The sequence below is a fragment of the Lichenicoccus roseus genome, from assembly GCF_005844085.1.
GTDB lineage: Bacteria > Pseudomonadota > Alphaproteobacteria > Acetobacterales > Acetobacteraceae > Lichenicoccus > Lichenicoccus roseus.
In genome coordinates this window covers 745917-766611 of record NZ_VCDI01000001.1, presented here as the reverse complement: position 1 = coordinate 766611, position 20695 = coordinate 745917, and the positions used below count along the sequence as shown (strand labels likewise).

At 67.0% G+C, this 20695-nt stretch carries 17 protein-coding genes; 12 read left to right on the top strand and 5 right to left on the bottom strand.

All coding sequences use genetic code 11. The annotated features are described in order from the left end of the window. Position 1: 1 nt before the first annotated feature. Positions 2-1027 carry an aldo/keto reductase gene (locus FE263_RS03395; RefSeq protein ID WP_138324507.1) on the bottom strand — a complete coding sequence of 342 codons (1026 nt, stop codon included), beginning with the start codon at positions 1025-1027 and terminating at the stop codon, positions 2-4. A gap of 92 nt (positions 1028-1119) precedes the next feature. Here FE263_RS03395 and FE263_RS03390 point away from each other — a divergent pair, with 92 nt between their 5' ends. The 8 genes from FE263_RS03390 to FE263_RS03355 all read left to right on the top strand — a co-directional run bounded on the left by FE263_RS03390 (position 1120) and on the right by FE263_RS03355 (position 10241). Then, the gene (locus tag FE263_RS03390) at positions 1120-2403 is read left to right on the top strand and encodes a cystathionine gamma-synthase family protein (protein WP_138324506.1); all 1284 of its coding nucleotides are present in this window, start codon (positions 1120-1122) and stop codon (positions 2401-2403) included. 174 nt (positions 2404-2577) lie between these two features. Continuing rightward, on the top strand, positions 2578-3411 hold the full coding sequence (locus FE263_RS03385; RefSeq protein WP_138324505.1) for a TylF/MycF/NovP-related O-methyltransferase: 834 nt from the start codon (positions 2578-2580) through the stop codon (positions 3409-3411). 79 nt (positions 3412-3490) lie between these two features. Further along, positions 3491-4123, top strand: coding sequence for a guanylate kinase (gmk, locus tag FE263_RS03380; protein ID WP_138324504.1), 633 nt, complete (start codon positions 3491-3493; stop codon positions 4121-4123). Beyond that, on the top strand, positions 4123-5571 hold the full coding sequence (gene rfaE1, locus FE263_RS03375; RefSeq protein WP_138324920.1) for a D-glycero-beta-D-manno-heptose-7-phosphate kinase: 1449 nt from the start codon (positions 4123-4125) through the stop codon (positions 5569-5571). The genes gmk and rfaE1 overlap by 1 nt, the downstream gene beginning before the upstream one ends. Positions 5572-5781: 210 nt before the next feature. Continuing rightward, the gene (locus FE263_RS03370) at positions 5782-7305 is read left to right on the top strand and encodes a replicative DNA helicase (protein ID WP_138324503.1); all 1524 of its coding nucleotides are present in this window, start codon (positions 5782-5784) and stop codon (positions 7303-7305) included. 285 nt (positions 7306-7590) lie between these two features. After that, the gene (locus FE263_RS03365) at positions 7591-8706 is read left to right on the top strand and encodes a glycosyltransferase family 61 protein (protein ID WP_138324502.1); all 1116 of its coding nucleotides are present in this window, start codon (positions 7591-7593) and stop codon (positions 8704-8706) included. 139 nt (positions 8707-8845) lie between these two features. Beyond that, positions 8846-9598, top strand: a complete 753-nt coding sequence (locus FE263_RS03360; RefSeq protein ID WP_138324501.1) for a class I SAM-dependent methyltransferase — start codon at positions 8846-8848, stop codon at positions 9596-9598. Positions 9599-9629: 31 nt separating this feature from the next. Next, positions 9630-10241: a hypothetical protein gene (locus FE263_RS03355; RefSeq protein ID WP_138324500.1), complete on the top strand. Its 612-nt coding sequence runs from the start codon at positions 9630-9632 to the stop codon at positions 10239-10241. A gap of 27 nt (positions 10242-10268) precedes the next feature. Here FE263_RS03355 and FE263_RS03350 read toward each other — a convergent pair whose 3' ends face one another. Next, a complete protein-coding gene (locus FE263_RS03350) occupies positions 10269-11513 on the bottom strand; it encodes a hypothetical protein (protein WP_138324499.1) in 1245 nt (414 codons plus the stop codon). 115 nt (positions 11514-11628) lie between these two features. After that, on the bottom strand, positions 11629-13563 hold the full coding sequence (locus tag FE263_RS03345) for a hybrid sensor histidine kinase/response regulator (RefSeq protein WP_138324498.1): 1935 nt from the start codon (positions 13561-13563) through the stop codon (positions 11629-11631). 310 nt (positions 13564-13873) lie between these two features. Between FE263_RS03345 and FE263_RS03340 the strand changes: the two genes are divergently transcribed. Then, on the top strand, positions 13874-15301 hold the full coding sequence (locus FE263_RS03340; protein WP_138324497.1) for a hypothetical protein: 1428 nt from the start codon (positions 13874-13876) through the stop codon (positions 15299-15301). 12 nt (positions 15302-15313) lie between these two features. Here FE263_RS03340 and FE263_RS03335 read toward each other — a convergent pair whose 3' ends face one another. After that, entirely contained in the window at positions 15314-16666 is a 1353-nt protein-coding gene (locus FE263_RS03335) for a UDP-glucose dehydrogenase family protein (RefSeq protein WP_138324919.1), read from the bottom strand. Between the two features lie 75 nt (positions 16667-16741). Then, positions 16742-17731: a UDP-glucuronic acid decarboxylase family protein gene (locus FE263_RS03330; RefSeq protein WP_138324496.1), complete on the bottom strand. Its 990-nt coding sequence runs from the start codon at positions 17729-17731 to the stop codon at positions 16742-16744. Between the two features lie 154 nt (positions 17732-17885). On the opposite strand from FE263_RS03330, the gene galE reads away from it, so the two are divergent. The 3 genes from galE to FE263_RS03315 all read left to right on the top strand — a co-directional run bounded on the left by galE (position 17886) and on the right by FE263_RS03315 (position 20686). Next, entirely contained in the window at positions 17886-18884 is a 999-nt protein-coding gene (gene galE / locus FE263_RS03325; protein WP_138324495.1) for a UDP-glucose 4-epimerase GalE, read from the top strand. 225 nt (positions 18885-19109) lie between these two features. Further along, positions 19110-19895 (top strand): MlaE family ABC transporter permease, encoded by a 786-nt coding sequence (locus FE263_RS03320; protein ID WP_138324494.1) that lies wholly within the window; start codon positions 19110-19112, stop codon positions 19893-19895. After that, the gene (locus FE263_RS03315; protein WP_138324493.1) at positions 19892-20686 is read left to right on the top strand and encodes an ABC transporter ATP-binding protein; all 795 of its coding nucleotides are present in this window, start codon (positions 19892-19894) and stop codon (positions 20684-20686) included. Before FE263_RS03320 ends, FE263_RS03315 begins: the two co-directional genes overlap by 4 nt. Positions 20687-20695: the final 9 nt, after the last annotated feature.

Below are 20695 nucleotides of genomic sequence, written 5' to 3'. Positions count from 1 at the left end.
CTCAGACCGGCGTCGGATTGCGCTCGCCGAACCCGGCCTGGTGCCAGAACGGGTAAGGCAGGGTCACCGTGCTGGCCTCGTCCAATGCGGCCACCTGCGCCGGGGTCAGGTTCCAGCCCACCGCGCCCAGGTTCTGCCGCAGCTGCTCCTCGTTGCGGGCGCCGACGATGATGTTGGACACCGTCGGGCGCTGCAGCAGCCAGTTCAGTGCGATCTGCGGCACCGTCTTGCCGGTCTCCTCGGCCACGCGGTCCAGCGCGTCCACCACCTTGTAGACGTGCTCGTCGGCCACCGGCGGCCCGTTGGCGGCGGTCACGTGCAGGCGCGATCCGGCGGGCAGCGGCTCGCCACGGCGTATCTTGCCGGTCAGGCGGCCCCAGCCGAGCGGGCTCCAGACCACCGCGCCGACGCCCTGCTCCAGGCCGAGCGGCATCAGCTCCCACTCGTAGTCGCGGCCGATCAGCGAGTAGTAGGTCTGGTTGGCGACGTAGCGTGACAGGTTGTAGCGCTCGGACACCGAGAGCGACTTCATCAGGTGCCAGCCGGAGAAGTTCGACACCCCCAGATAGCGGATCTTGCCGGCGCGGACGAGGTCGTCGAGCGTGTTCAGCGTCTCCTCGACCGGGGTCCTGGCGTCGAAGCCGTGCAGCTGGAACAGGTCGATATAGTCGGTGCCAAGACGACGCAGCGACTGCTCGACCGAGTGGATCAGGTGGTGGCGCGAGGAGCCGACGTCATTCGGGTCGTCGCCGAAGCGGAAGGTCGCCTTGGTCGAGATGATGACCTTCTCCCTGCGGCCCTTGATGGCGCCGCCCAGCACTTCCTCCGCCAGGCCCTTGGAGTAGATGTCGGCGCTGTCGAACATGGTCAGGCCGTGCTCGAGGCAGATATCGACCAGCCGGGTCGCGCCCTGCACGTCGGTGTCGCCCCAGGCCTTGAAGAACTCGTTGCCGCCGCCGAAGGTGCCGGTGCCCAGGCTCAGCACCGGCACCTTGAAGCCGGAGCGGCCAAGAAATCTGTGTTCCATCGTCAGGGTCTCTTTCTGGTTCGCCTGTTTGACGCTGCGGGATGCGGGCGGTTCACGCTAGAGTACCGTGCCATAACAATCAGGGGATCCTCATGGCCGAAGACCGCAGCCGCCACCGCACCCTGGGCGACCACGTGCTGCATCCCGAGACCCTGATGCTCGGCTACGCCTACGATCCGGCGCTGTCCGAGGGCTCGGTGAAGCCGCCGATCTTCATGACCTCGACCTTCGTGTTCCGCTCCGCCGAGGAGGGCCGCGACTTCTTCGACGTGGTGGCCGGCCGCAAGCCGGTGCCGCAGGGGGGCGCCGGACTGGTCTATTCGCGCTTCAACCATCCCAACACCGAGATCGTCGAGGAACGCCTCGCGGTGTTCGAGGGCGCCGAGCAGGCGCTGCTGTTCAGCGCCGGCATGTCGGCGATCGCCACCACCCTGCTCGCCTACGTCAAGCCCGGCGACGTCATCCTGCACAGCCAGCCGCTCTACGGCGGCACCGAGACGCTGCTGATGCGCACCTTCGCTGGCTGGGGCATCGGCGCCGAGGGCTTCACCGACGGGCTGCACGAGGACACCATCGAGGCCGCCGCGGAGCGCGCCTGCGCCCGTGGGCGGGTGTCCATCATCATGCTGGAGACGCCGTCCAACCCGCTGAACACGCTGGTCGATTTCACCCTGGTGGCGAAGGTGCGGGACCTCATCGCCGCGCGCCAGGACCACGCCCCGCTGATCGTCTGCGACAACACCCTGCTCGGGCCGGTGTTCCAGGCGCCGCTGCTGCACGGCGTCGACATCGTGCTGTACTCGCTCACCAAGTATATCGGCGGCCATAGCGACCTGATCGGCGGCGCGGCGCTCGGCGCGGCGGCGCTGCTGCGGCCGATCCGGCTGCTGCGCGGCGCCATCGGCACCCAGCTCGACCCCAACACCTGCTGGCTGATCGGCCGTTCCCTGGAGACGCTTGGCCTGCGCATGCGCGAGGCAGCCCGAAATGCCGAGATCGTGCTCGGGTTCCTCGGCGCGCACCCGCATGTGGAGCGGCTGCACGCCCTGAACCGGCTGAAGGACGACGATCCTGCCGCTGCGGTGCACGCCCGGCAGGCGACCGGCGCCGGCTCGACCTTCAGCATCGTGATCAAGGGTGGCCAGGCAGAGGCGTTCGCGGTGCTGAACGCGCTCCGCATCTTCAAGCTGGCGGTCAGCCTCGGCGGCACCGAATCTCTGGTCTGCCACCCGGCTTCGACCACCCATTCGGGCGTCCCGGCGGAATTGCGCGCCCGCGCCGGTGTGGTGGACGGGCTGATCCGGCTCAGCGTCGGGATCGAGAATGCCGAGGATCTGGTGGCCGACCTGGCCCAGGCGCTGAAGGTGCTGGACTGATCCAAGGCAGAGGATCCGCCCGCGCAGCGCGCAGCCGCGGAATGTGAATTCTTATTTGCTGGACGCCGGGCGCCGGACTTCTAAAACCGGGCTCTGCCCTCCGACCCGATCAGGAGCAGAACCGGTCCGGACCGCTGCGTTGGATCGCGTGCGCGCCGATCACCGCAGCCTGGAGTGCTTCCCATCTTTCGCAAACCCTCGAACCGGCCCGCGGCGACCCGCGCGCCCGACGGCATGGCGTCTGCCATCCCGACCCAGCCCGGTCACGGCAATCAGGCCTCGGCCCCACGGCCGCCTCGCAAGCTGGCAGGACTGGTGCCGCAGGCGACGATGCACCGGCTGTTCGCGCGCTCCCGGCTGCTCCGGCGCGTCACCGTCGGGACGCTCAGCCGGGTCGAGCTCGTCATCATGGGTGGCCACAAGCAGCGCAGCCGCCTCGACATCATCCGGCGGGTCCGCAGCGAGCGGGAGTCGCTGCTCAGCGGCAACGAGGCCTTCATGATCACCTCGCTGGCCGCCGCCCAGCGCGCGGTCGGCGGCGTGATGGCCGAGGTGGGCGTGTTCCAGGGCTGCTCGGCCAAGCTGATCAGCGTCGCTGGCCGGCCGGAACAGCTGCATCTGTTCGACACCTTCGCGGGCCTGCCGGAACCCGACCGCGACGAGCGCCGGGCAATGCGCAAGGGGCACTACGCGGCCTCCCTGGAGGCGGTACGGAGCTACCTCTCGGACCAGCCCAACATCGTGTTCCACAAGGGGTTGTTCACCGGCGCGAACGTTTCGTGCAGCGGTGAGCGCTTCTCCTTCGTGCATCTCGACGTCGACCTGAAGGAGGGCACCCGGGCCTGCCTGGAGTTCTTCTACCCCCGCATGCTGCCCGGCGGCGTCATCCTCAGCCACGACTATTCCTACCTCGACGGCGTGCGGGAGGCGTTCCAGGAGTACCTCGCGGACCGTCCGGAGCGGGTGATCGAGCTGCCGAGTTCCCAGGTCATGCTGATCAAGACCTAGCCCGCATGCGGGCCAGCCGAGGCTTCGCACCATCCCGCCATGCTGATAGAAGCCGCAGCGTGGCGGCGAGGACCAGGTCATGGCAGGGATGGCTGTTCAGCGGCGTGGTGTCTGCCTGGTGATCTCGGCGCCCTCCGGGGCCGGCAAGAGCACCATCGCCAACGCGCTACGGGCTTCGGAGCCGGAGCTGTCGCACTCGGTGAGCGTCACCACACGGGCGCCGCGGCCCGGCGAGGTCGAGGGCGTGCACTACCACTACCGCAGCATGACCGAGTTCGAGGCGATGGCTGGATCCGGCGCGCTGCTCGAATGGGCGATGGTGTTCGGGCGCGGCTACGGCACCCCGCGCGGGCCGGTCGAGGATGCCCTGGCGTCCGGACGCGACATGGTGTTCGACATCGACTGGCAGGGCCACCGGCAGCTCCGCGCCGCCTTGCCGGACGACGTGGTCAGCCTGTTCGTGCTGCCTCCCTCCCTCGGCGTGCTGGAACAGCGGCTGCGCTCGAGGGCGGCCGACGATCCGGCCGAGATCGCCCGCCGCATGCGCTCGGCGCGCGACGAGATCTCGCACTGGCGGGAGTTCGACCATGTGATCGTCAATGCCGAGCTGGATCGTTCGATCCGCAACGCGCGCGCCGTGCTGCAGGCGGCCCGGCTGCGTACCGCGCGCCAGCCGGGTCTCGCCGCAATGGTGGACAGCTTCGGGGCATGATGGACTTCTCCGCCATCCGGGTGCTGTGCGTCGGCGACGTCATGCTCGACCGCTACGTCTACGGCGAGATGGAGCGGATCTCGCCGGAGGCGCCGGTGCCGGTGCTGCGCCTGACCCGCACCCGCGAGATGGCCGGCGGCGTCGGCAACGTCGCCAGCAACATTCTCTCGCTCGGAGGCCGTGCCGTGGTGGTCGGGCTGGTCGGGTGCGATCCCGTGGGCGCCGGGCTGCGCCGGATCCTGGCGGCGCAGGGCGGCGTGCTGGACGCGCTGGTCGAGAGCGGGGCGCGTCCGACCATCTGCAAGACACGCTACATCGCCTCGCACCAGCAGGTGGTGCGCGCCGACGAGGAGAGCCGCCTGGCCCTGCAGCCCGACGAGGCGGAGGCGTTGAAAGCCGCCATCGACCGCCATATCGGCGAGGCGCAGGTGCTGCTGCTGTCCGACTACGGCAAGGGGGTCTGTTCGGAGGATCTGGTCGCGCATGCGATCGCAGGCGCCCACCGCCGGCGTATCCCGGTGTTCGTGGACCCGAAAACCAACGATTTCTCGCGCTATCGCGGCGCCGACTGCATCACCCCGAACGCACGCGAGCTGGCCGCGGCGGCCGGCCTGCCGATCGACGACGAGGCGCAGGTGGAGGCCGCCGCGCGCAAGGTGATGCGGCAGGCCGAAGCCGGCGCGATCCTGGCGACCCGCTCGGACAAGGGCATGATGCTGGTGGAGCGGGATGGTGTTGCGCTGTCGGTGCCGGCGCGGGCGCGCGAGGTGTTCGACGTATCGGGCGCCGGCGACACCGTGATCGCCGCCATGGCGCTGGCCCGCGGCGCCGGGCAGACGCTGGCGCAGGCGATGCGGATCGCCAATGCCGCCGCCGGCGTGGTGGTGGGCAAGCTCGGCACCGCAACCGCCGACATTGCCGAGGTCATGCAGGAGCTGCTGCTGCTCGACGAGGCGTTCGGCGAGCATGGCGCGGTGCCGGCGCTGTCGACGCTCGCGCACGCCCGTGCGCTGGTGGCGCGCTGGAAGGCGCAGGGCCTGCGGGTCGGCTTCACCAACGGCTGCTTCGACATCATCCATCCCGGCCACGTCGCCCTGCTCGCCACCGCGCGCGCCGAGTGCGACCGGCTGGTGGTGGCGCTGAACGACGACGCCTCCGTCGGCCGCCTGAAGGGCCCGGCGCGGCCGGTCAACCGGCTTGCCGCGCGCGCCCAGGTGATGGCGGCGATCCGCCACGTCGATTGCGTGGTGAGCTTCGACGACGACACGCCGCTCGTGCTGATCGAGGCGCTGTCGCCCGACGTGCTGGTGAAGGGTGGGGACTACACGCTCGCCACCGTGGTCGGCGCCGACTTCGTGCAGGCCGCAGGCGGACGGGTAGTGCTGGCGGGGCTGGTCGCGGAGCAGTCCACCACCGCGACGCTGGCCCGGATACGCGCCGGCGGGTAGTTGTCCCCGATATACAGTGCCGTCCCCGTTATCCACAGGCCGTGCCGAGCCCCGCAGGCAGTAAGCATCAAGGCAAGGCGGGGGGCGTCGCCCCTCGACCCCAGCAAAGGCGAGCCTTTGCAATCCTGATTGGGGTCTGGGGGCCTGCGGCCCCAGCGGGCCGCGGGCAGAGCCCGTGCCTTACTGTTGACAAGGGGCTAGGGTCAGCGCGTGAACCAGATCGAATCGACGAAGCGCGAGAGCCTGTTCGGCCTGTCGCAGCGGCTGCCGCCGTCCAACCTGCAGGCGGAGCAGGCGCTGCTCGGCGCGCTGCTGGCCAACAACAAGGCGTACGACCGGGTCAGCGAGTTCCTGTCGCCGGACCACTTCGCCGACCCTCTGCATGGCCGGATCTTCCAGGCCATCACCCGGCGCGTCGAGGCCGGGCAGCTTGCGGATGCGATCACGCTCCGGGCCGAGTTCGAGCATTCCGGAGTGCTCGACGAGGTCGGCGGCGTTGCCTATCTCGGGCAGCTGCTGACCGCGATGGTCGGCATCATCAATGCCGGCGAGTACGGCCGGGCGATCCACGATGCCTGGCTGCGCCGGCAGCTGATCGACATCGGCGAGAACGTGGTCAACAACGCCTTCGGGCAGACGCCGGAGCTGGACGGCAGCAAGCAGATCGAGGCGGCCGAGGAGACGCTGTTCCGGCTCGCCACCGAGAAGGGCCAGGAAGGCGGCCTTGTCACCTTCGAGCGTGCGCTGACCGATGCGATCAGCATTGCCGAGAAGGCGTTCCATCGCCAGGGCGACGTGGCGGGCCTGACCACCGGGCTGCGCGATCTCGACAAGAAGACCGGCGGGCTGCATCCGTCCGACCTGCTGATCCTGGCCGGGCGGCCGGCGATGGGCAAGACGGCTCTCGCCACCAAGATCGCCTTCGGCGCCGCGCGGGCGCTGATGCGCGAGGCGCGCGAGTGGGAGGCGCTGCATGGCGGTGGCAAGAGTGGCCAGGTGCAGCCGAAGGGATCGGTGGCGATCTTCTCGCTCGAGATGAGTGCCGAGCAGCTGGCGACGCGGCTGCTGTCCGAGGAGAGCCGGGTTTCGAGCGAGCGCATCCGGCGCGGCGAGATCGGGCAGAAGGAGTTCGACCGCTTCATCCAGGTATCGCGCGAACTGCAGAGCCTGCCGCTGCATATCGACGACACCCCGGCGATCACGCTGTCCGCGCTGCGCACGCGCTGCCGGCGGCTGGCGCGCACCAAGGGGCTGAGCCTGGTGGTGGTGGACTACCTGCAGCTGATGCGGCCTTCGGTGGGCACGAAGCCGGAAAGCCGGGTGCTGGAGATCAGCCAGATCACCCAGGGGCTGAAGGCGATCGCCAAGGAGCTGGAGGTGCCGGTGCTGGCGCTGAGCCAGTTGAGCCGATCGGTGGAAAGCCGCGAGGACAAGCGGCCGCAGCTCTCGGACCTGCGCGAAAGCGGATCGATCGAGCAGGATGCGGATGCGGTGATGTTCGTGTATCGTGACGAGTACTACCTGCAGCAGCGCGCGCCGAAGCAGATGGCGTATGACAGCGAGGACAAGTACCAGACCGCGCTCGACAAATGGCAGCGCGACATGGAGCAGGTGCACAACAAGGCCGAGCTGCTGCTGGAAAAGCAGCGGCATGGGCCCACGGGCAAGATCGATCTTTTCTTCGAGGGCGAGTTCACGCGGTTTGCGGATCTGGACCATGTGCATGGGGGGTGATCGACCGCCCAAGTGGTGATTGGCGCAGATCCCGTGCCTAGAAGTGTCTGGATGAATGAATATCAGCATCGATCCAGCAAGATTATCGCGGGATAGTTGCTTAACCGGCATCTTCCACCACTTGGAGAAAATGGTGAATTGCCGGCCTCTATGAGTGGTAGTCTCCCGCATACTCGGGGGACGTGACCTATGACTTTCTCTCGGCCTCGCTGATAACATGGCAGCCCATCCCGGTCGGGTAATCGGTCTTTCTCATTGGTTCCGGTTTGTCCCAGAGATCATTGCATGAGGCATGTCGAGACCGTCGACGTCACGGAACTCGCCCCTGCTTGCCCGCTGCTCGACTGCCTGCGCGATTGGCGGGGCTTTGCCGTGTTGGATGCGGCTTCCGAGGCCCGGGCGACCGACCGGTGGCTGAAACTGGAAAACCAGCCGGACGCGCAGTGGGAGTGGTCCGGGGGTATTCCAGCGGTCGCGATCCCGCCCATCGGCTGCTACTTCCTGCGGGACATCGAGATCAGCGGTTCAGGCTACCTGTTCTCCGGGGAGCGGTTCGTCCGCGAGCGGACCCACACTTCCGACGTCGCGATGAATCGGCTCAACGAGAATTATCCCGGCAATCCACTCGATCACCCGCGGGGCCATCGGGTGACAGTCGACGAGCCTCTCTTGATGATCACCGGGGCCGGGAATCCGACGTACGGACATTGGATACTCGATTTCCTGCCGCGGCTGATGATCGCGCAGCAGCTGCTCGGTCCGGTCTTGCTGGAACTTCCAATTCTGCTGCCGTCCGACACTCCCCCCTGGGTGCCGCGAATGCTGGAGGCGTATTGCGGGGTTGGCCCCGACCGCCTTCGCTTCTACTCGGAGCAGGACGATGCGATTCTGTGCCGGCGGCTCTGTCTGCCGAGCTTCGGCCATAATGGGAGCTACTCGATGCACAGCATCGTGCGCGACTTCTATGGCGGTCTTGCAGACACCATCCAGATTACGCGGAAGCGCAGGATCTGCCTGTCGCGCGCATCCTTTAGCGACGGAAGAGTGTTTGCCGCCCGCGAGACGTTCGAGCGGATCGCGCAGTCCCGCGGCTTCGATATCGTGCGGCCGGAGGAGCTTGGGTTTGCCCAACAGGCAGCGTTGTATCGTTCCGCAAGCTGCATTGTCGGAGAAGCAGGCTCCGGTCTGCACGGGTCGGTTTTCTCAGAGCTGGGCACGGTCGTGGCCTCCGTAGGCTTCAACTGGGTGCAGGCTCACGTCAGCGGCGCCTTCGATCAACGCTTCATCTACCTGGAACGGCTGCAGGCTGTTCGCGAGGCTAACCAGGGTCTGCAGGCTTTCACGGCGACCGACGCAGACCTAGTCAGCCTTTTCGACGAGATCGATCGAATACAAGTGTAACCATTGCCGGCGGCCAGGATCGTAATGGCATATCCGGGACTGCCCGCTCCAACCCCGCCTGCACGACACGAGACGACGAGCGCGGCGTCGGCGCCCGGGCAGGGCAATTCGCAGCCTTCGTCTTACAGAGGAAACAATCATGGCCGCGCGACCCGACGTGATCACCGCCTTTCTCAATCTCTTTCCCGAGCCTTCCTATCTGGAGATCGGCGTCAACCAGGGTCAAACGTTCAACAGCGTCCGGGCCGAGCGAAAGGTGGCTGTCGACCCAAAGTTCTTGTTCGACGTGAACGCCTTTGCCATCGAACACAAGGTTACCTTTTACGAGATGACCAGCGACAGGTTCTTCACCGAAGTGGCAAAGCGGCAGGAAACCTACGACGTCATCTACCTCGACGGGCTTCACACCTGCGAACAGACGCTGCGCGATCTTTTTAATGCGATTGCGTTTCTGAAACCCCAGGGTGTGATCGTCATCGATGACGTTCTTCCCGACTCGTATGATGCGTCATTGCCGGACCTCGATCAGGTTACGCGTCTCCGATCCTCCGCGGCAAATGCCGGTGCGCATTGGCAATCCTCGAGTAGCTGGATGGGTGACGTCTTTAAGCTCCCTTTCTTCATTGCGAGCTTTTTGCCGCTATTCTCTTATGCGACGGTCCTCGAGAACCACGGCCAAGCGGTCTTATGGCAAGAGGCTAGATCGAGCAGCGCGCTATTCCAAAGATCGCTGGAGTTTATTGCGGGGCTTGACTACCGAGATACAATATTACGGCGAGAAGAGTTTAACATCCAGCCTTTGGTCGACATCCTTTCTCATGTCGGAAAGACGCTTTTGCACCCGGACAGTAATCGGGTCGCTCGTGAAGGCGTGCCAAGTGATGCCCGCTGATCTAGAAAAATCAGATCGAGAGGTCGTCTCGATGTTCGAAAGCCTTGGGCACGATTGTGAAGTGGGCTTGCTTCAACGTCGATTTGGTGCTGAGCCTTTGGGGCTATTCCGGTGGGGTGGAACCCACATCGTCCGCCTGATTGAAGCTCTCGATAACAACTTTTCCGGGCTGGGTGATGAGCAGTACAACAGCATCGTCTCCATTTCTGGACTGTATTATCTTGAGGAGCGCCGCTACGGCCTCAGTCGCCATGCGCATGTGCGCGTCGATTCCGGAGCGAACGTCGAGGAGTTGCTGAAGAGGCAGCTTGAGCAGACTACTCTCTACCTGCGTTTCTTCCGTGAGACTCTTGATGACGGCCTCAAGGTCTTTGCATATAAGGACCTAGATAATGCTGACCCGGTAGTGATTGTCGATCTAGGGCGTGCGCTTCGACGCCACGGTCCAGCGGATCTGGTTGTCGTCCATCAGCATTTGCGTCAGGGCGACGCCGCAGAGGTAGAGCGTCTAAACGAGCACACGTGGCTAGCTCGGCTGGACCATTTTGGCGGACGGCCGGATCGCTGGGACATTGCGTTTGATCAATGGCTCTTCATCATGCGCGCGGTCCTGTCGCAACGCCTCAAGCCGTTTACTCCATAACGATAGTAGATTTGTAGAAGTCTGGCACTACTGATACCAGCGTGTCGTCCCGGCGCTTGTAAAGCTTACGTCTTTGCCGGATGCGAGAACGATGCTGCCTCCAGAGGAGGCGTTCTCAATTTGCGAGCCGAATGTGGAGTAGATCAGGCAGGTAACGCCAGATCTGTTCAGAACAACGATCCGCACGGACGCTTCAGCCGTGGGTGCCCTCGGGAGTAGAACCCCAGTGCCCGCGGGACAAATGGTGATTACATTTACCTGATTTTCTAGAACGGTCGCGGTGCGAGCGTCATGGCCACGTGCTACGACGCCGGTTTGGCTGGACAGATACTGATAGTGCCCAGCGGTGAATTTCTGGTTTCCAATCTGTCGCGTATCAGCAAAGACGGCAGTCTTTTCAAGTGTCATGGGTCCGTCAAAATGGGTGGCTCCGTTGAAGCGGGGAACGGTTGCGCTTGGAGCGACGATGTGACCGTCGTGGGCAACTCCAAACACAGGGTCGAGCGCCATGTCGGCGGTCGGTGTGGTGCCATAATAGAGGAACCATCCGTCGGATCGCGTGCCGCGCTGCCAGGCGGTGATATCATTTTCGAAGCGTGCGGGAGACGCGTCGATGTCGAGTCCGACCGTCATGTCGTTCGGGCCGACATCGGTCAGGTGCAGGGCGCCCTTCGATCCGGCCTTGCCCTGCTGGGCGGTATAGGCGCCGGCGTTCGAGGTCTCGAGTTCCGCAGCCCACGAGTTGCCATCCGATCCGGCGGGGAAGGTCACCTGGGTGTGGTAGCCATAGAGCCTGGCCACCATGTTCCCGGGGCCGGCCGATACCTGCGCCTCGTATCCGACCAAGTCCTTGCCGTAGTTCATCAGGTCAGTCAGCGTGCCGATCCTGTAGGATGACGGGTCAAGCGACGTGACCCGGCTGTAGAAACCGTTCTTCTGGTAGGACGCTAGGCCTTTCGAGATGTTGTAGAGCCCATAGGCTGCGACGTTGTTCTCGTTTGCATCGAGGGACGTCGCTTTGGAGTAGGTCACCTCGTTGGTCGCGGTCTGATCGAGCAGTCCCTGGATGCCGCCCGAGATGATCCGCGAGCCGGCCCCGAAGCGCCAGGAGTTGGTGTCGACCGTGTAGACGAGCTTGCCAGCGAGGTTGAGCCGGCAGCCGGCCGGTATGACGATCTCGGCGGCGCGCATCCTCTGCCCCGCCGCCTGCGCCGCGACCAGCGCCGCATGGTCGTCCGCCACGCCATCGCAGGCGGCGCCGTAGTCCCTCACATCCAGTGTCCCCGGGGACCGAGCGGCGTACGCCCTCGGGATCAGGAGGGCAAGAACCGCCAGAGCCAGGAGAGGTTGCCGCATGAACAGGGCGCCGGCGTCGCGGCCTGCGGTCTCACCCCGCCCCCTGCCGCGTCAGCACGTCCAGCTTCTCGTTCAGCGCCGTCAGCGTGTAGGGCTTGGCGATGAACGCCATGTTCTCGTTGTTGTCCTCGCGCTCCTGGATGGCCTCGCGCGGGTAGCCCGAGGCCATCAGCACCGGGATCCGCGGCTGCAGCAGGCGGGCGTCGCGGGCGAGATCCACGCCGCTCAGCCCCTTCGGCATGACGACATCGGTGAACAGCAGATCGACCGGCTTCTCCGACAGCAGGATCGACAGCGCCTCGGCGCCATCGCGTGCAGCCAGCGCCCTGTAGCCGAAGCTCTCGACCGCGGCGACGGCGATCTCCAGGACGTCCGGATCGTCCTCGACGACGAGGATGGTGCCGTTGCTGGTCTCGACCGGTGGTGCGTCCATCTCAACTTCCTCGACAAAGATCGTGTTGGAATGCGGCAGGTAGAGGCTGACCGAGGTGCCGGTGCCGGGCGTGCTCTCGATCTCGATCTGGCCTTCGCTCTGCCGGGCAAACCCGTAGGCCTGGCTCAGACCCAGCCCAGAGCCCGCGCCGACATCCTTGGTGGTGAAGAACGGCTCGACCGCGCGCTCGCGCACCTCGGATGTCATGCCGGTACCGGAATCATGCACGGTGACGCAGACGTAGCGACCCGGCGCGATCTCGCGCACCCGGATCGCGTCCGCCATGCTCAGCTCCACGTTGCGCGTCTCGATGCCGAGCGCGCCGCCCTTCGGCATGGCGTCGCGCGCGTTCATCACCAGGTTCAGGACCGCCGACTGGAACTGCGCGGGGTCGATATCGCTCGGCCAAAGCTCCTGGCAGAGCGCGAAATGCAGGTTGATGGTCTCGCCGACCGCACGGCGGAACAGGATCTCGAACGCCATGATCAGCGTGTTGAGGTTCGAAGTCTGCGGCTGCAGGATCTGCCGCCGAGAAAACGCCAGCAGCTGGTGCGTCAGCTTGCCGCCACGATCGGCCGCACGCTGTGCCACCTCGATCAGGCGCCGCACCCGCGCATCGGTGCTGGCCGCCATCACCAGCGCCAGGCTGCCGCTCACCGCGGTCAGCAGGTTGTTGAAGTCGTGCGCGATGCCCCCGGTCAGCTGGCCCACGGACTCCATCTTCTGCGACTGGTAGAGCTGCTCGCGCGCAGTCTCCAGCGCGTGCTTCTCGGTGATGTCGCGGTTGATGGTCGCATAGCCGACGAAGCTGCCATCCCGGTCGTGCATCAGGTCGACGACGATATTGGCGAGGAAGCGGCTGCCATCCTTGCGCACCCGCCAGCCTTCGGCCTCGTGCCGCCCGTCCCGGCGCGCCGCCGCCAGCGTCTGCTCCGGCTGGCCGGCCTCGCGGTCCTCGTCGGTGAAGAAGCGTGCATAGGGCTCGCCGAGGATCTCGTCGCGGGTGTAGCCCTTGGCACGCTCGGCACCCAGGTTCCAGCTGGTGACGCAGCCGTCCGGATCGAGCGTGAAGATCGCATAGTGCACGACGCTGTCGACCAGCAGCCGGAAGCGCTGCTCGCTCTGCCGCAGCGCCTCCTGGTAGATCCGGCTGTCGGTGATGTCGCGGGTGATCTTGGCAAAGCCGCAGCACTGGTCACTGGCGTCCTGCAGCCGGTCGATCACGACGCTGGCCCAGAACCGGCTGCCGTCCTTGCGGACGCGCCACCCCTCGGTGGCATGGTGGCCAAGCCTGGCGGCGATTGCCAGGCCGGCCGCCGGCAAGCCACGCGCGACATCCTCGTCCATGAAGAAGCGTGCATAGGAGTTGCCGATGATCTCGCTGGCGGCGTAACCCTTGAGCCGCTCAGCGCCCGTGTTCCAGGTAAGTACGATCCCGTCGGGGTCGAGCCGATAGATTGCATAGTCGGTGATACCCTGGACGAGATCGTCGCCTGTGGCGGAGACGGGCTGAGGCGTAAACACGTCGGTCATGTCGATCCAGTGACCACACCTGCGGCTGAGAGAACCATATCACTAAAGTAACGAATGGCGCGACGTCAGAGTGCCTGCGCACAAGTAATCACCAGGAATGCCGGTATCGCCCGCAAATCAACTGTGGAGCCACATTCCTTACTCATCATTCCATCAACAACATGGTTCTGCAGGTTGCCCGCTCATGTTGTAGGATCATAACCGACCCCAGCGCCGGGGGTGCCCGCTCGATGAGGATGCTGCATGCAGCAGGAGATTGCTCCGTTTAGCGGAGCGGCAGAGTTGTCTGCCGCATGCGCCCGGGCAGGGTATGCCGCGTAAGCGTTCGCCGGCGGCCCGCCGGCCGGTCGGAGCTGGTCTGGCCGATGCGGCAGCCCTCGTCACCCATGGGGCGCATTCCGAGGCGTCGACCTTGATCGATGCCCTGCTCGAAGCCGACCCGGCGGATGCCGGCGCCTGGTTCCAGCGGGCGCGCCTGCTGGCGGCGCACGGTGAGGTCAGCGCGGCGATGATCGCCTGCGGACGGGCCTTCGACCTCTGGCCGGATATCGCGCCACTCTGCCAGCTCATGCTCGAGCTCGCCGACAGTCCGGGCGCCGCCGCCGATCCGGAGCAGGCCGGACGCCTGGCGCTCGCCGAGCAGTCGCTCCTCGCCGCCACGCCGGACGATGCCGAATTGCACAGCCGGATCGCCACCAGGCTCAGCGCAGCCGGCGACCTGCGAGCCGCCCTGCCGCACCTGCGGATCGCGGCTCCCGTCCTGGGGCATCGCGACAGCGCGCTCTGGAACTACACCAGCGCCCTCAGCCTGACCGGCGGCCATCACGAGCTGCTCGGCAGCGAGCCGCTGTTGCGCGCCCTGGCCAGCGAAGTGCCGCCGCCGTTCGCGCCCTACGTCCATCTCGCCAACGCCAGGCTCGCCCTGCATCACGACCGCCGCGCAATGCTGGCGCAGCGTGCCACGCTCTCCCGCTCGCCACGCTGGCTCGATGCCGCGGGCCTCGCGACGCTGCTGGAGCGCAGCCTGGCGCGCCGGCGTCCGCTCGGCATGATCCTGCTGTCACCGGCAGACGCCCGGCTTGCTACCTATGCCAGCCGGCAGGCGGCCCTGCGGCTCGACCCGGACGAGCTCTCCGCGGTTGCCAACTCGGTCTGGCTGGGCTGGTTCGGAACGTCCATCGAGAGCGCCGGCCCGGTCGCGGCCCAGCGCTTTGCCAGCCTCCTGCTGGCCGGCCTGCTGCAGGCGGACGTGGTCGGTCTCCCCGACACCGCGCTGCTTGACGCGGAACCGGAATCGTTCGGCTTTCTCGCCGAGCTGCAGAGCGTGGTTCTGCAACGGCCCGACCGCCACTTTGCCGCATCCGACATCATGCTCGCGCTGCACGACGCCATGCCGTTCCTCCGGCCGCTGCTGGAAGGTCTTCCCTTCCTCGGTCATGTCGGCTGCCATCCCGATCTCGCGGATCGGCTGGCACGCTTCTGCCGCATCGCCGAGACCAGGACCTGGCTGCTGCCGGCGCCACTCGACCGGCTTGAAACCCCGACCGCACTGCGCGCCGGCGGGCAGGCGCTCGACCGGCTGGACCAAGTGCTAGAAACCCTGTCGGTGCCGTTCGAGGGCGCGCTCTTCCTGGTCGGCGCCGGACCGCTCGGCGTGGTCTGCACCGCGCAGATACGCGCCCTCGGGGGTATCGCGATCCCGGTGGATACCGTGATGGATCGCTGGATGGCGGAGTAGGCGAGGCTCCGCTCAGCCGACCTGCGCCTCCAGGGTCTTGGCCTGGCCGCGTGATGGCCGGCCGATCGAGCTGTAGTCCAGGCCCGCCGCCGCCATCGCGGCGGGGTCGTACACGTTGCGCAGGTCGATCACGATGCGGCCACGCATCAGGTCGCGCAGACGCGCCGGCGCGATCGCCCGGAACGCGTTCCACTCGGTGACCAGGATCAGTGCGTCGGCATCCCGCGCGGCGTCCAGCGCATCGGCGCAGTAGGTGACGCGCTCCGGCATCGACGCGCGGGCCGCCTCCATGCCGACCGGATCATAGACACGCACCGCGGCGCCGTTCTCGACCAGCCGGTGCACGATCGGGATCGACGGCGCGTCGCGCATGTCGTCGGTCTCGGGCTTGAAGGTGAGGCCCAGCACGGCGATGGTCTTGCCGCGCACGCTGCCGCCGCAGGCCGACATGATGCGGGCCCCCATGCTTGCCTTGCGGGCGTCGTTGACCTGCACCGTCGCCTCGACCAGCCGGGACGAGGCGCCGGCCTCCTGGGCGATGCGCATCAGCGCCAGCGTGTCCTTCGGGAAGCACGAGCCGCCATAGCCGGGTCCTGCATGCAGGAACTTGCGCCCGATGCGGCCATCGAGGCCGATGCCGCGCGCCACGTCGTGCACGTCGCCGCCGACGCGCTCGCACAGGTCGGCCATCTCGTTGATGAACGAGATCTTCATCGCCAGGAAAGAGTTGGCCGCATACTTGATGAGTTCGGAGCTCTCCAGGCTGGTGAACAGGATCGGCGCCTCGATCAGGTAGAGCGGCCGGTACAGCCGGCGCATCACCTCCTGGGCACGCTCGCTGCCGCCGTCCTGGGTGACGTCGGTGCCGATCACCACCCGGTCGGGCCGCATGAAGTCGGCGATCGCGCTGCCCTCGCGCAGGAATTCCGGGTTGGAGGCGACATCGAACTCGAGGTCCGGGCGGGCGTGGCGCACGATCTCGGCGATCCGGCGGCTGGTGCCGACCGGCACCGTCGACTTGGTGACGATGACCGCATAGCCGGACAGCGCCTGTGCCACCTGCTCGGCGGCGGCGAATACGTAGGTCAGGTCGGCGTGGCCGTCGCCGTTGCGCGGCGGCGTGCCGACCGCAATGAACACCGCCTCGGCGCCGGCGACGGCCTCTCTGATGTCGTCGCCGAACGACAGCCGGCCGGCGGCGATGTTGGCGGCGACCAGAGTGTCGAGGCCGGGCTCGTAGATCGGAATACGGCCCTGGCGGAGGCTCTCCAGGCGCCCGGGATGGGTCTCCACCACCGCGACCTCGACGCCGAACTCGGCGAAGCAGGCCCCGGAGACCAGACCGACATAGCCACCGCCAATCATCGCTACGCGCACGGCTCGCTCCTTTCCTGCAAGGCTTGGGTTCTCGAGGTCGGGACCCGGTTCTCCTGGCGCCCTTCAGGCATCCAGTGACGCCTTGCCGGCGCCGAGCAGGGCATCGAAATAGGCGATCGTGCGCTGCAGCCCGTCCTCCAGCCCGACCGCGGGCGTCCAGCCCAGCAGCTCCCGGGCCCGGCTGATGTCGGGGCAGCGCTGCATCGGGTCGTCCTGCGGCAGCGGGCGGAACACGATCCGGCTGCGCGATCCGGTCAGCGCCAGCACCCGCTCGGCCAGCTCGCGCACCGGGATCTCGTGCGGGTTGCCCATGTTGATCGGCCCGGTGATGTCGTCCTCGCTCGCCATCATGCGCACGAAGCCCTCGATCAGGTCGCTCACGTAGCAGAAGGCGCGGGTCTGGCCGCCGTCGCCGTACAGCGTGATGTCCTCGCCGCGAAGCGCCTGGGTGATGAAGTTCGACACCACGCGGCCATCGTCGGGGTGCATCCGCGGGCCGTAGGTATTGAAGATCCGCACCACCTTGATGCTGAGATTGTGCTGGCGGCGATAGTCGAAGAACAGCGTCTCGGCGCAGCGCTTGCCTTCGTCGTAGCAGGCGCGCGGGCCGAGCGGGTTGACGTTGCCCCGGTAGTCCTCGGTCTGCGGATGCACCGTCGGGTCGCCGTAGACCTCGCTGGTGGAGGCCTGGAACACCCGCGCGCCGGTGCGCCGGCCGATGCCCAGCACGTTGATGGCGCCGAGTACCGAGGTCTTGGTGGTCTGCACGGGATCATACTGGTAGTGCACCGGCGAGGCCGGGCAGGCGAGATTGTAAATCTCGTCGACCTCGATGTTGATCGAGTCCGTGATGTCGTGCCGCAGCACCTCGAAGTTCGGCTGGCCGAGCAGGTGCGCGATGTTGTCGCGCCGGCCGGTGAAGTAGTTGTCGAGGCACAACACGTCCGCGCCGTCCCGCACCAGCCGTTCGCACAGGTGCGAGCCGAGGAAGCCGGCTCCCCCGGTGACGAGGATTCGCTTGCGGACCAGGTTAGCCGACGAATTACGTGACATTTCTACAAACCACGTGTTGAAGATGGGACCATAGGCGAGGCCCGGGGCAGTTGGAAGCGCCCCCCGATGCGCCTGCGGCCAGCCTGCCACGGCCAGACAATCAGATCACCAGTATGGGCCGGACGGTCGGCCAGGCGGACGGGAGTTAAGTTCGATGGCGGATGGCAAGCGTTACCTCGTCACCGGTGGCGCCGGCTATGTCGGCAGCCACGCGGTGCTGGCGCTGGCGGATCGCGGCGACCGGGTGACGGTGCTCGACGACCTGTCGCTCGGCCACGCGGCCGCCATCCCGAGCGGGGTCGAGCTGATACGCGGCACCCTTGCCGACACGGGCCTTATCGAGCGGGTGTTGTCGGAGGGAAGCTGGGAAGGCGTGCTGCACTTCGCCTCGCTGTCGCTGGTCGGCGACAGCATGCTGCGCCCGATGCACTACTTCATGGAGAATTCGAGCCTCGGCTTCCGCCTGATCGATGCCTGCATCCGGCATGGCGTCCGGCGTTTCGTGCTGTCCTCGACGGCGGCGCTGTTCGGCCGTCCGGGTCAGCAGGTGATCACCGAGGATGCGCCGGTCGAGCCCGGCTCCCCCTATGGCGAGAGCAAGGCGATGCTGGAGCGCGCGCTGGCCTGGGCGGACCGGGTGCATGGCCTGCGCAGCGCCTGCCTGCGCTACTTCAACGCCGCCGGCGCCGATCCGCAGGGCCGGGCCGGCGAGGACCATACCCCGGAGACCCACCTGATCCCGCTGGTGATCGATGCCGCGCTGGGGCGTCGCGCCGGGCTTTCCATCAACGGCGACGACTACGACACCCCGGACGGAACCTGCATCCGCGACTATGTCCATGTCAGCGACCTCGCCACGGCGCATCTGCGGGCGCTGGAGCAGCTCGGCGATCGCAGCGTCACCTACAACCTCGGCAGCGGCCACGGCCATTCCGTGCTCGAGGTGATACGCAGCGTCGAGCGCGTCAGCGGCCGGCAGGTGCCTTACTCGATCGGCCCGCGCCGCGCCGGCGACCCGCCGAAGCTGGTCGCCCTCAGCGAGCGGCTGCGCCGGGAAACCGGCTGGGAGCCCAGGTTCGAGCGCCTGGACGACATCGTCGCCACCGCCTTCGCCTGGCGCGAGGCCCACCCGGACGGCTACGGCGATCGCTGACGGCATGTGGGGTGCGGACGCCGGCAGGGCCGAGCCCGACGGGGTTTCGGCACTGGCGCGATCGGGCTATAGGCCGTCCGCATGTTCACGTCGCCCAATGCGGTCACCCGGTCGCTTAGTAGCCCCAACCGGCGGATGACCGGCTCAGGCAGCGGCCGTCCGGCTTCGCCGGAGGTCTTCCAGGTCGACCGAGCCCGCGCCTGCAAGTCGGGATTGTCCTAGGGCGTGAGCGGAGTGCTGTCTCTGGTCGCCTCGCTTGGTGCGATCGTGCTCGGCTTCGTCCGGGCCGCCGGCTCGCTGGCGCTGTTCGCCCTCGCCGCCGTCTCGCACCTGTTCCGGCCGCCGTTCTACTGGCGCAACTTCCTAAGCGCTTTCGTCGAGTTCGCGTACTTCTCGCTGCCCGTCGTGGCGCTGACGGCGTTGTTCTCCGGCGGCGTGATCGCGCTGCAGTCCTACACCGGCTTCGCCCGCTACAACGCCCAGAGCGCCATCGCCGGCATCGTCGTGCTGTCCGTGGTGCGGGAACTCGGCCCGGTGCTGGCCGGGCTGATCGTCGCCGGGAGGGTCGGCTCGGCGATGGCGGCCGAGATCGGCACCATGCGCGTCACCGACCAGATCGACGCCCTCGGCACGCTGTCCACCAATCCGATGAAATACCTGGTCACCCCGCGCCTGCTGGCCGGCACGCTGGCCTTGCCGCTGCTGGTGGTGGTGGCCGACATCCTCGGCGTACTGGGCGGCTTCATCGTCTCGGTGGTGAAGCTGGGGTTCAGCCCGAACGCCTACATCGCCAACACCTTCAGCGTCATGCAGCCGATCGACGTCAATGTCGGGCTGGTCAAGGCGGCGGTCTTCGGGTTCCTGATTGCCCTGATGGGTTGCTACAACGGCTACCACAGCCGCGGCGGCGCGCAGGGTGTGGGTTCGGCGACGACCGCCTCGGTGGTGGCCGCCTCGATCCTGGTGCTGGCTTTCGACTACATGCTGACCGAGATGTTCTTTTCGCGATGAGCGGCGCGGTCACGCCGCCGCAGGGCACCCCGAAGCTGCGCATCCGCGGCCTGCGCAAGGCCTTCGGCTCGAAGCAGGTGCTCGACGGCATCGATCTCGATGTCGCATCCGGCACCTCGATGGTGGTGATCGGCGGCTCGGGTAGCGGCAAGTCCGTGCTGCTGCGCTGCATCCTCGGGCTGATCGAGCCGGATGCCGGCAGCATCGAAGTCGACGGCGTCGACGTGCTGAGGCTGCGCCGGCGCGAGCGCGAGGCGGTCAATCGCCGCATCGGCATGCTGTTCCAGAACGGTGCCCTGTTCGACAGCCTGACGGTCTGGGAGAACGTGGCGTTCGGACTGATGGCACGCCGCCAGATCAACCGGCGCGACGCCCGCGAGAAGGCGGGTGACGTGCTGCGGCAGGTCGGGCTGGATCCCAGTGTCGGCCTGCTGTCGCCCTCGGAGCTGTCCGGCGGCATGCAGAAGCGGGTCGGCCTCGCGCGTGCGATCGCCGCCCAGCCCGAGATCCTGTTCTTCGACGAGCCGACCACCGGGCTCGATCCGATCATGGGCGCGGTCATCGACGGGTTGATCGTGGAGTGCGTCAGGACGCTCGGCTCCACCGCGATCGCCATCACCCACGACATGGCGTCCGCAACCCGGATCGGCGATGCGGCGGCGATGCTCTACCGCGGCAGGCTGGTCTGGCAGGGCCCGGCGGCATCGCTGCTGGAGAGCGGCAACCCGCTGGTCGACCAGTTCACCCATGGCCGGCGCGAGGGGCCGATCTCCATGGAGTTGCGTCGCTGACCGTGGGAC

Excerpts from the sequence above, each read along its gene's own strand:
- FE263_RS03395 (WP_138324507.1), bottom strand. The coding sequence starts at position 1,027 with ATGGAACACAGATTTCTTGGCCGCTCCGGCTTCAAGGTGCCGGTGCTG.
- FE263_RS03390 (WP_138324506.1), top strand. The coding sequence starts at position 1,120 with ATGGCCGAAGACCGCAGCCGCCACCGCACCCTGGGCGACCACGTGCTG.
- gmk (WP_138324504.1), top strand. The coding sequence starts at position 3,491 with ATGGCAGGGATGGCTGTTCAGCGGCGTGGTGTCTGCCTGGTGATCTCG.
- rfaE1 (WP_138324920.1), top strand. The coding sequence starts at position 4,123 with ATGGACTTCTCCGCCATCCGGGTGCTGTGCGTCGGCGACGTCATGCTC.
- FE263_RS03365 (WP_138324502.1), top strand. The coding sequence starts at position 7,591 with ATGAGGCATGTCGAGACCGTCGACGTCACGGAACTCGCCCCTGCTTGC.
- FE263_RS03360 (WP_138324501.1), top strand. The coding sequence starts at position 8,846 with ATGGCCGCGCGACCCGACGTGATCACCGCCTTTCTCAATCTCTTTCCC.
- FE263_RS03355 (WP_138324500.1), top strand. The coding sequence starts at position 9,630 with ATGTTCGAAAGCCTTGGGCACGATTGTGAAGTGGGCTTGCTTCAACGT.
- FE263_RS03345 (WP_138324498.1), bottom strand. The coding sequence starts at position 13,563 with ATGACCGACGTGTTTACGCCTCAGCCCGTCTCCGCCACAGGCGACGAT.
- FE263_RS03340 (WP_138324497.1), top strand. The coding sequence starts at position 13,874 with ATGCCGCGTAAGCGTTCGCCGGCGGCCCGCCGGCCGGTCGGAGCTGGT.
- FE263_RS03335 (WP_138324919.1), bottom strand. The coding sequence starts at position 16,666 with ATGATTGGCGGTGGCTATGTCGGTCTGGTCTCCGGGGCCTGCTTCGCC.
- FE263_RS03330 (WP_138324496.1), bottom strand. The coding sequence starts at position 17,731 with ATGTCACGTAATTCGTCGGCTAACCTGGTCCGCAAGCGAATCCTCGTC.
- galE (WP_138324495.1), top strand. The coding sequence starts at position 17,886 with ATGGCGGATGGCAAGCGTTACCTCGTCACCGGTGGCGCCGGCTATGTC.
- FE263_RS03315 (WP_138324493.1), top strand. The coding sequence starts at position 19,892 with ATGAGCGGCGCGGTCACGCCGCCGCAGGGCACCCCGAAGCTGCGCATC.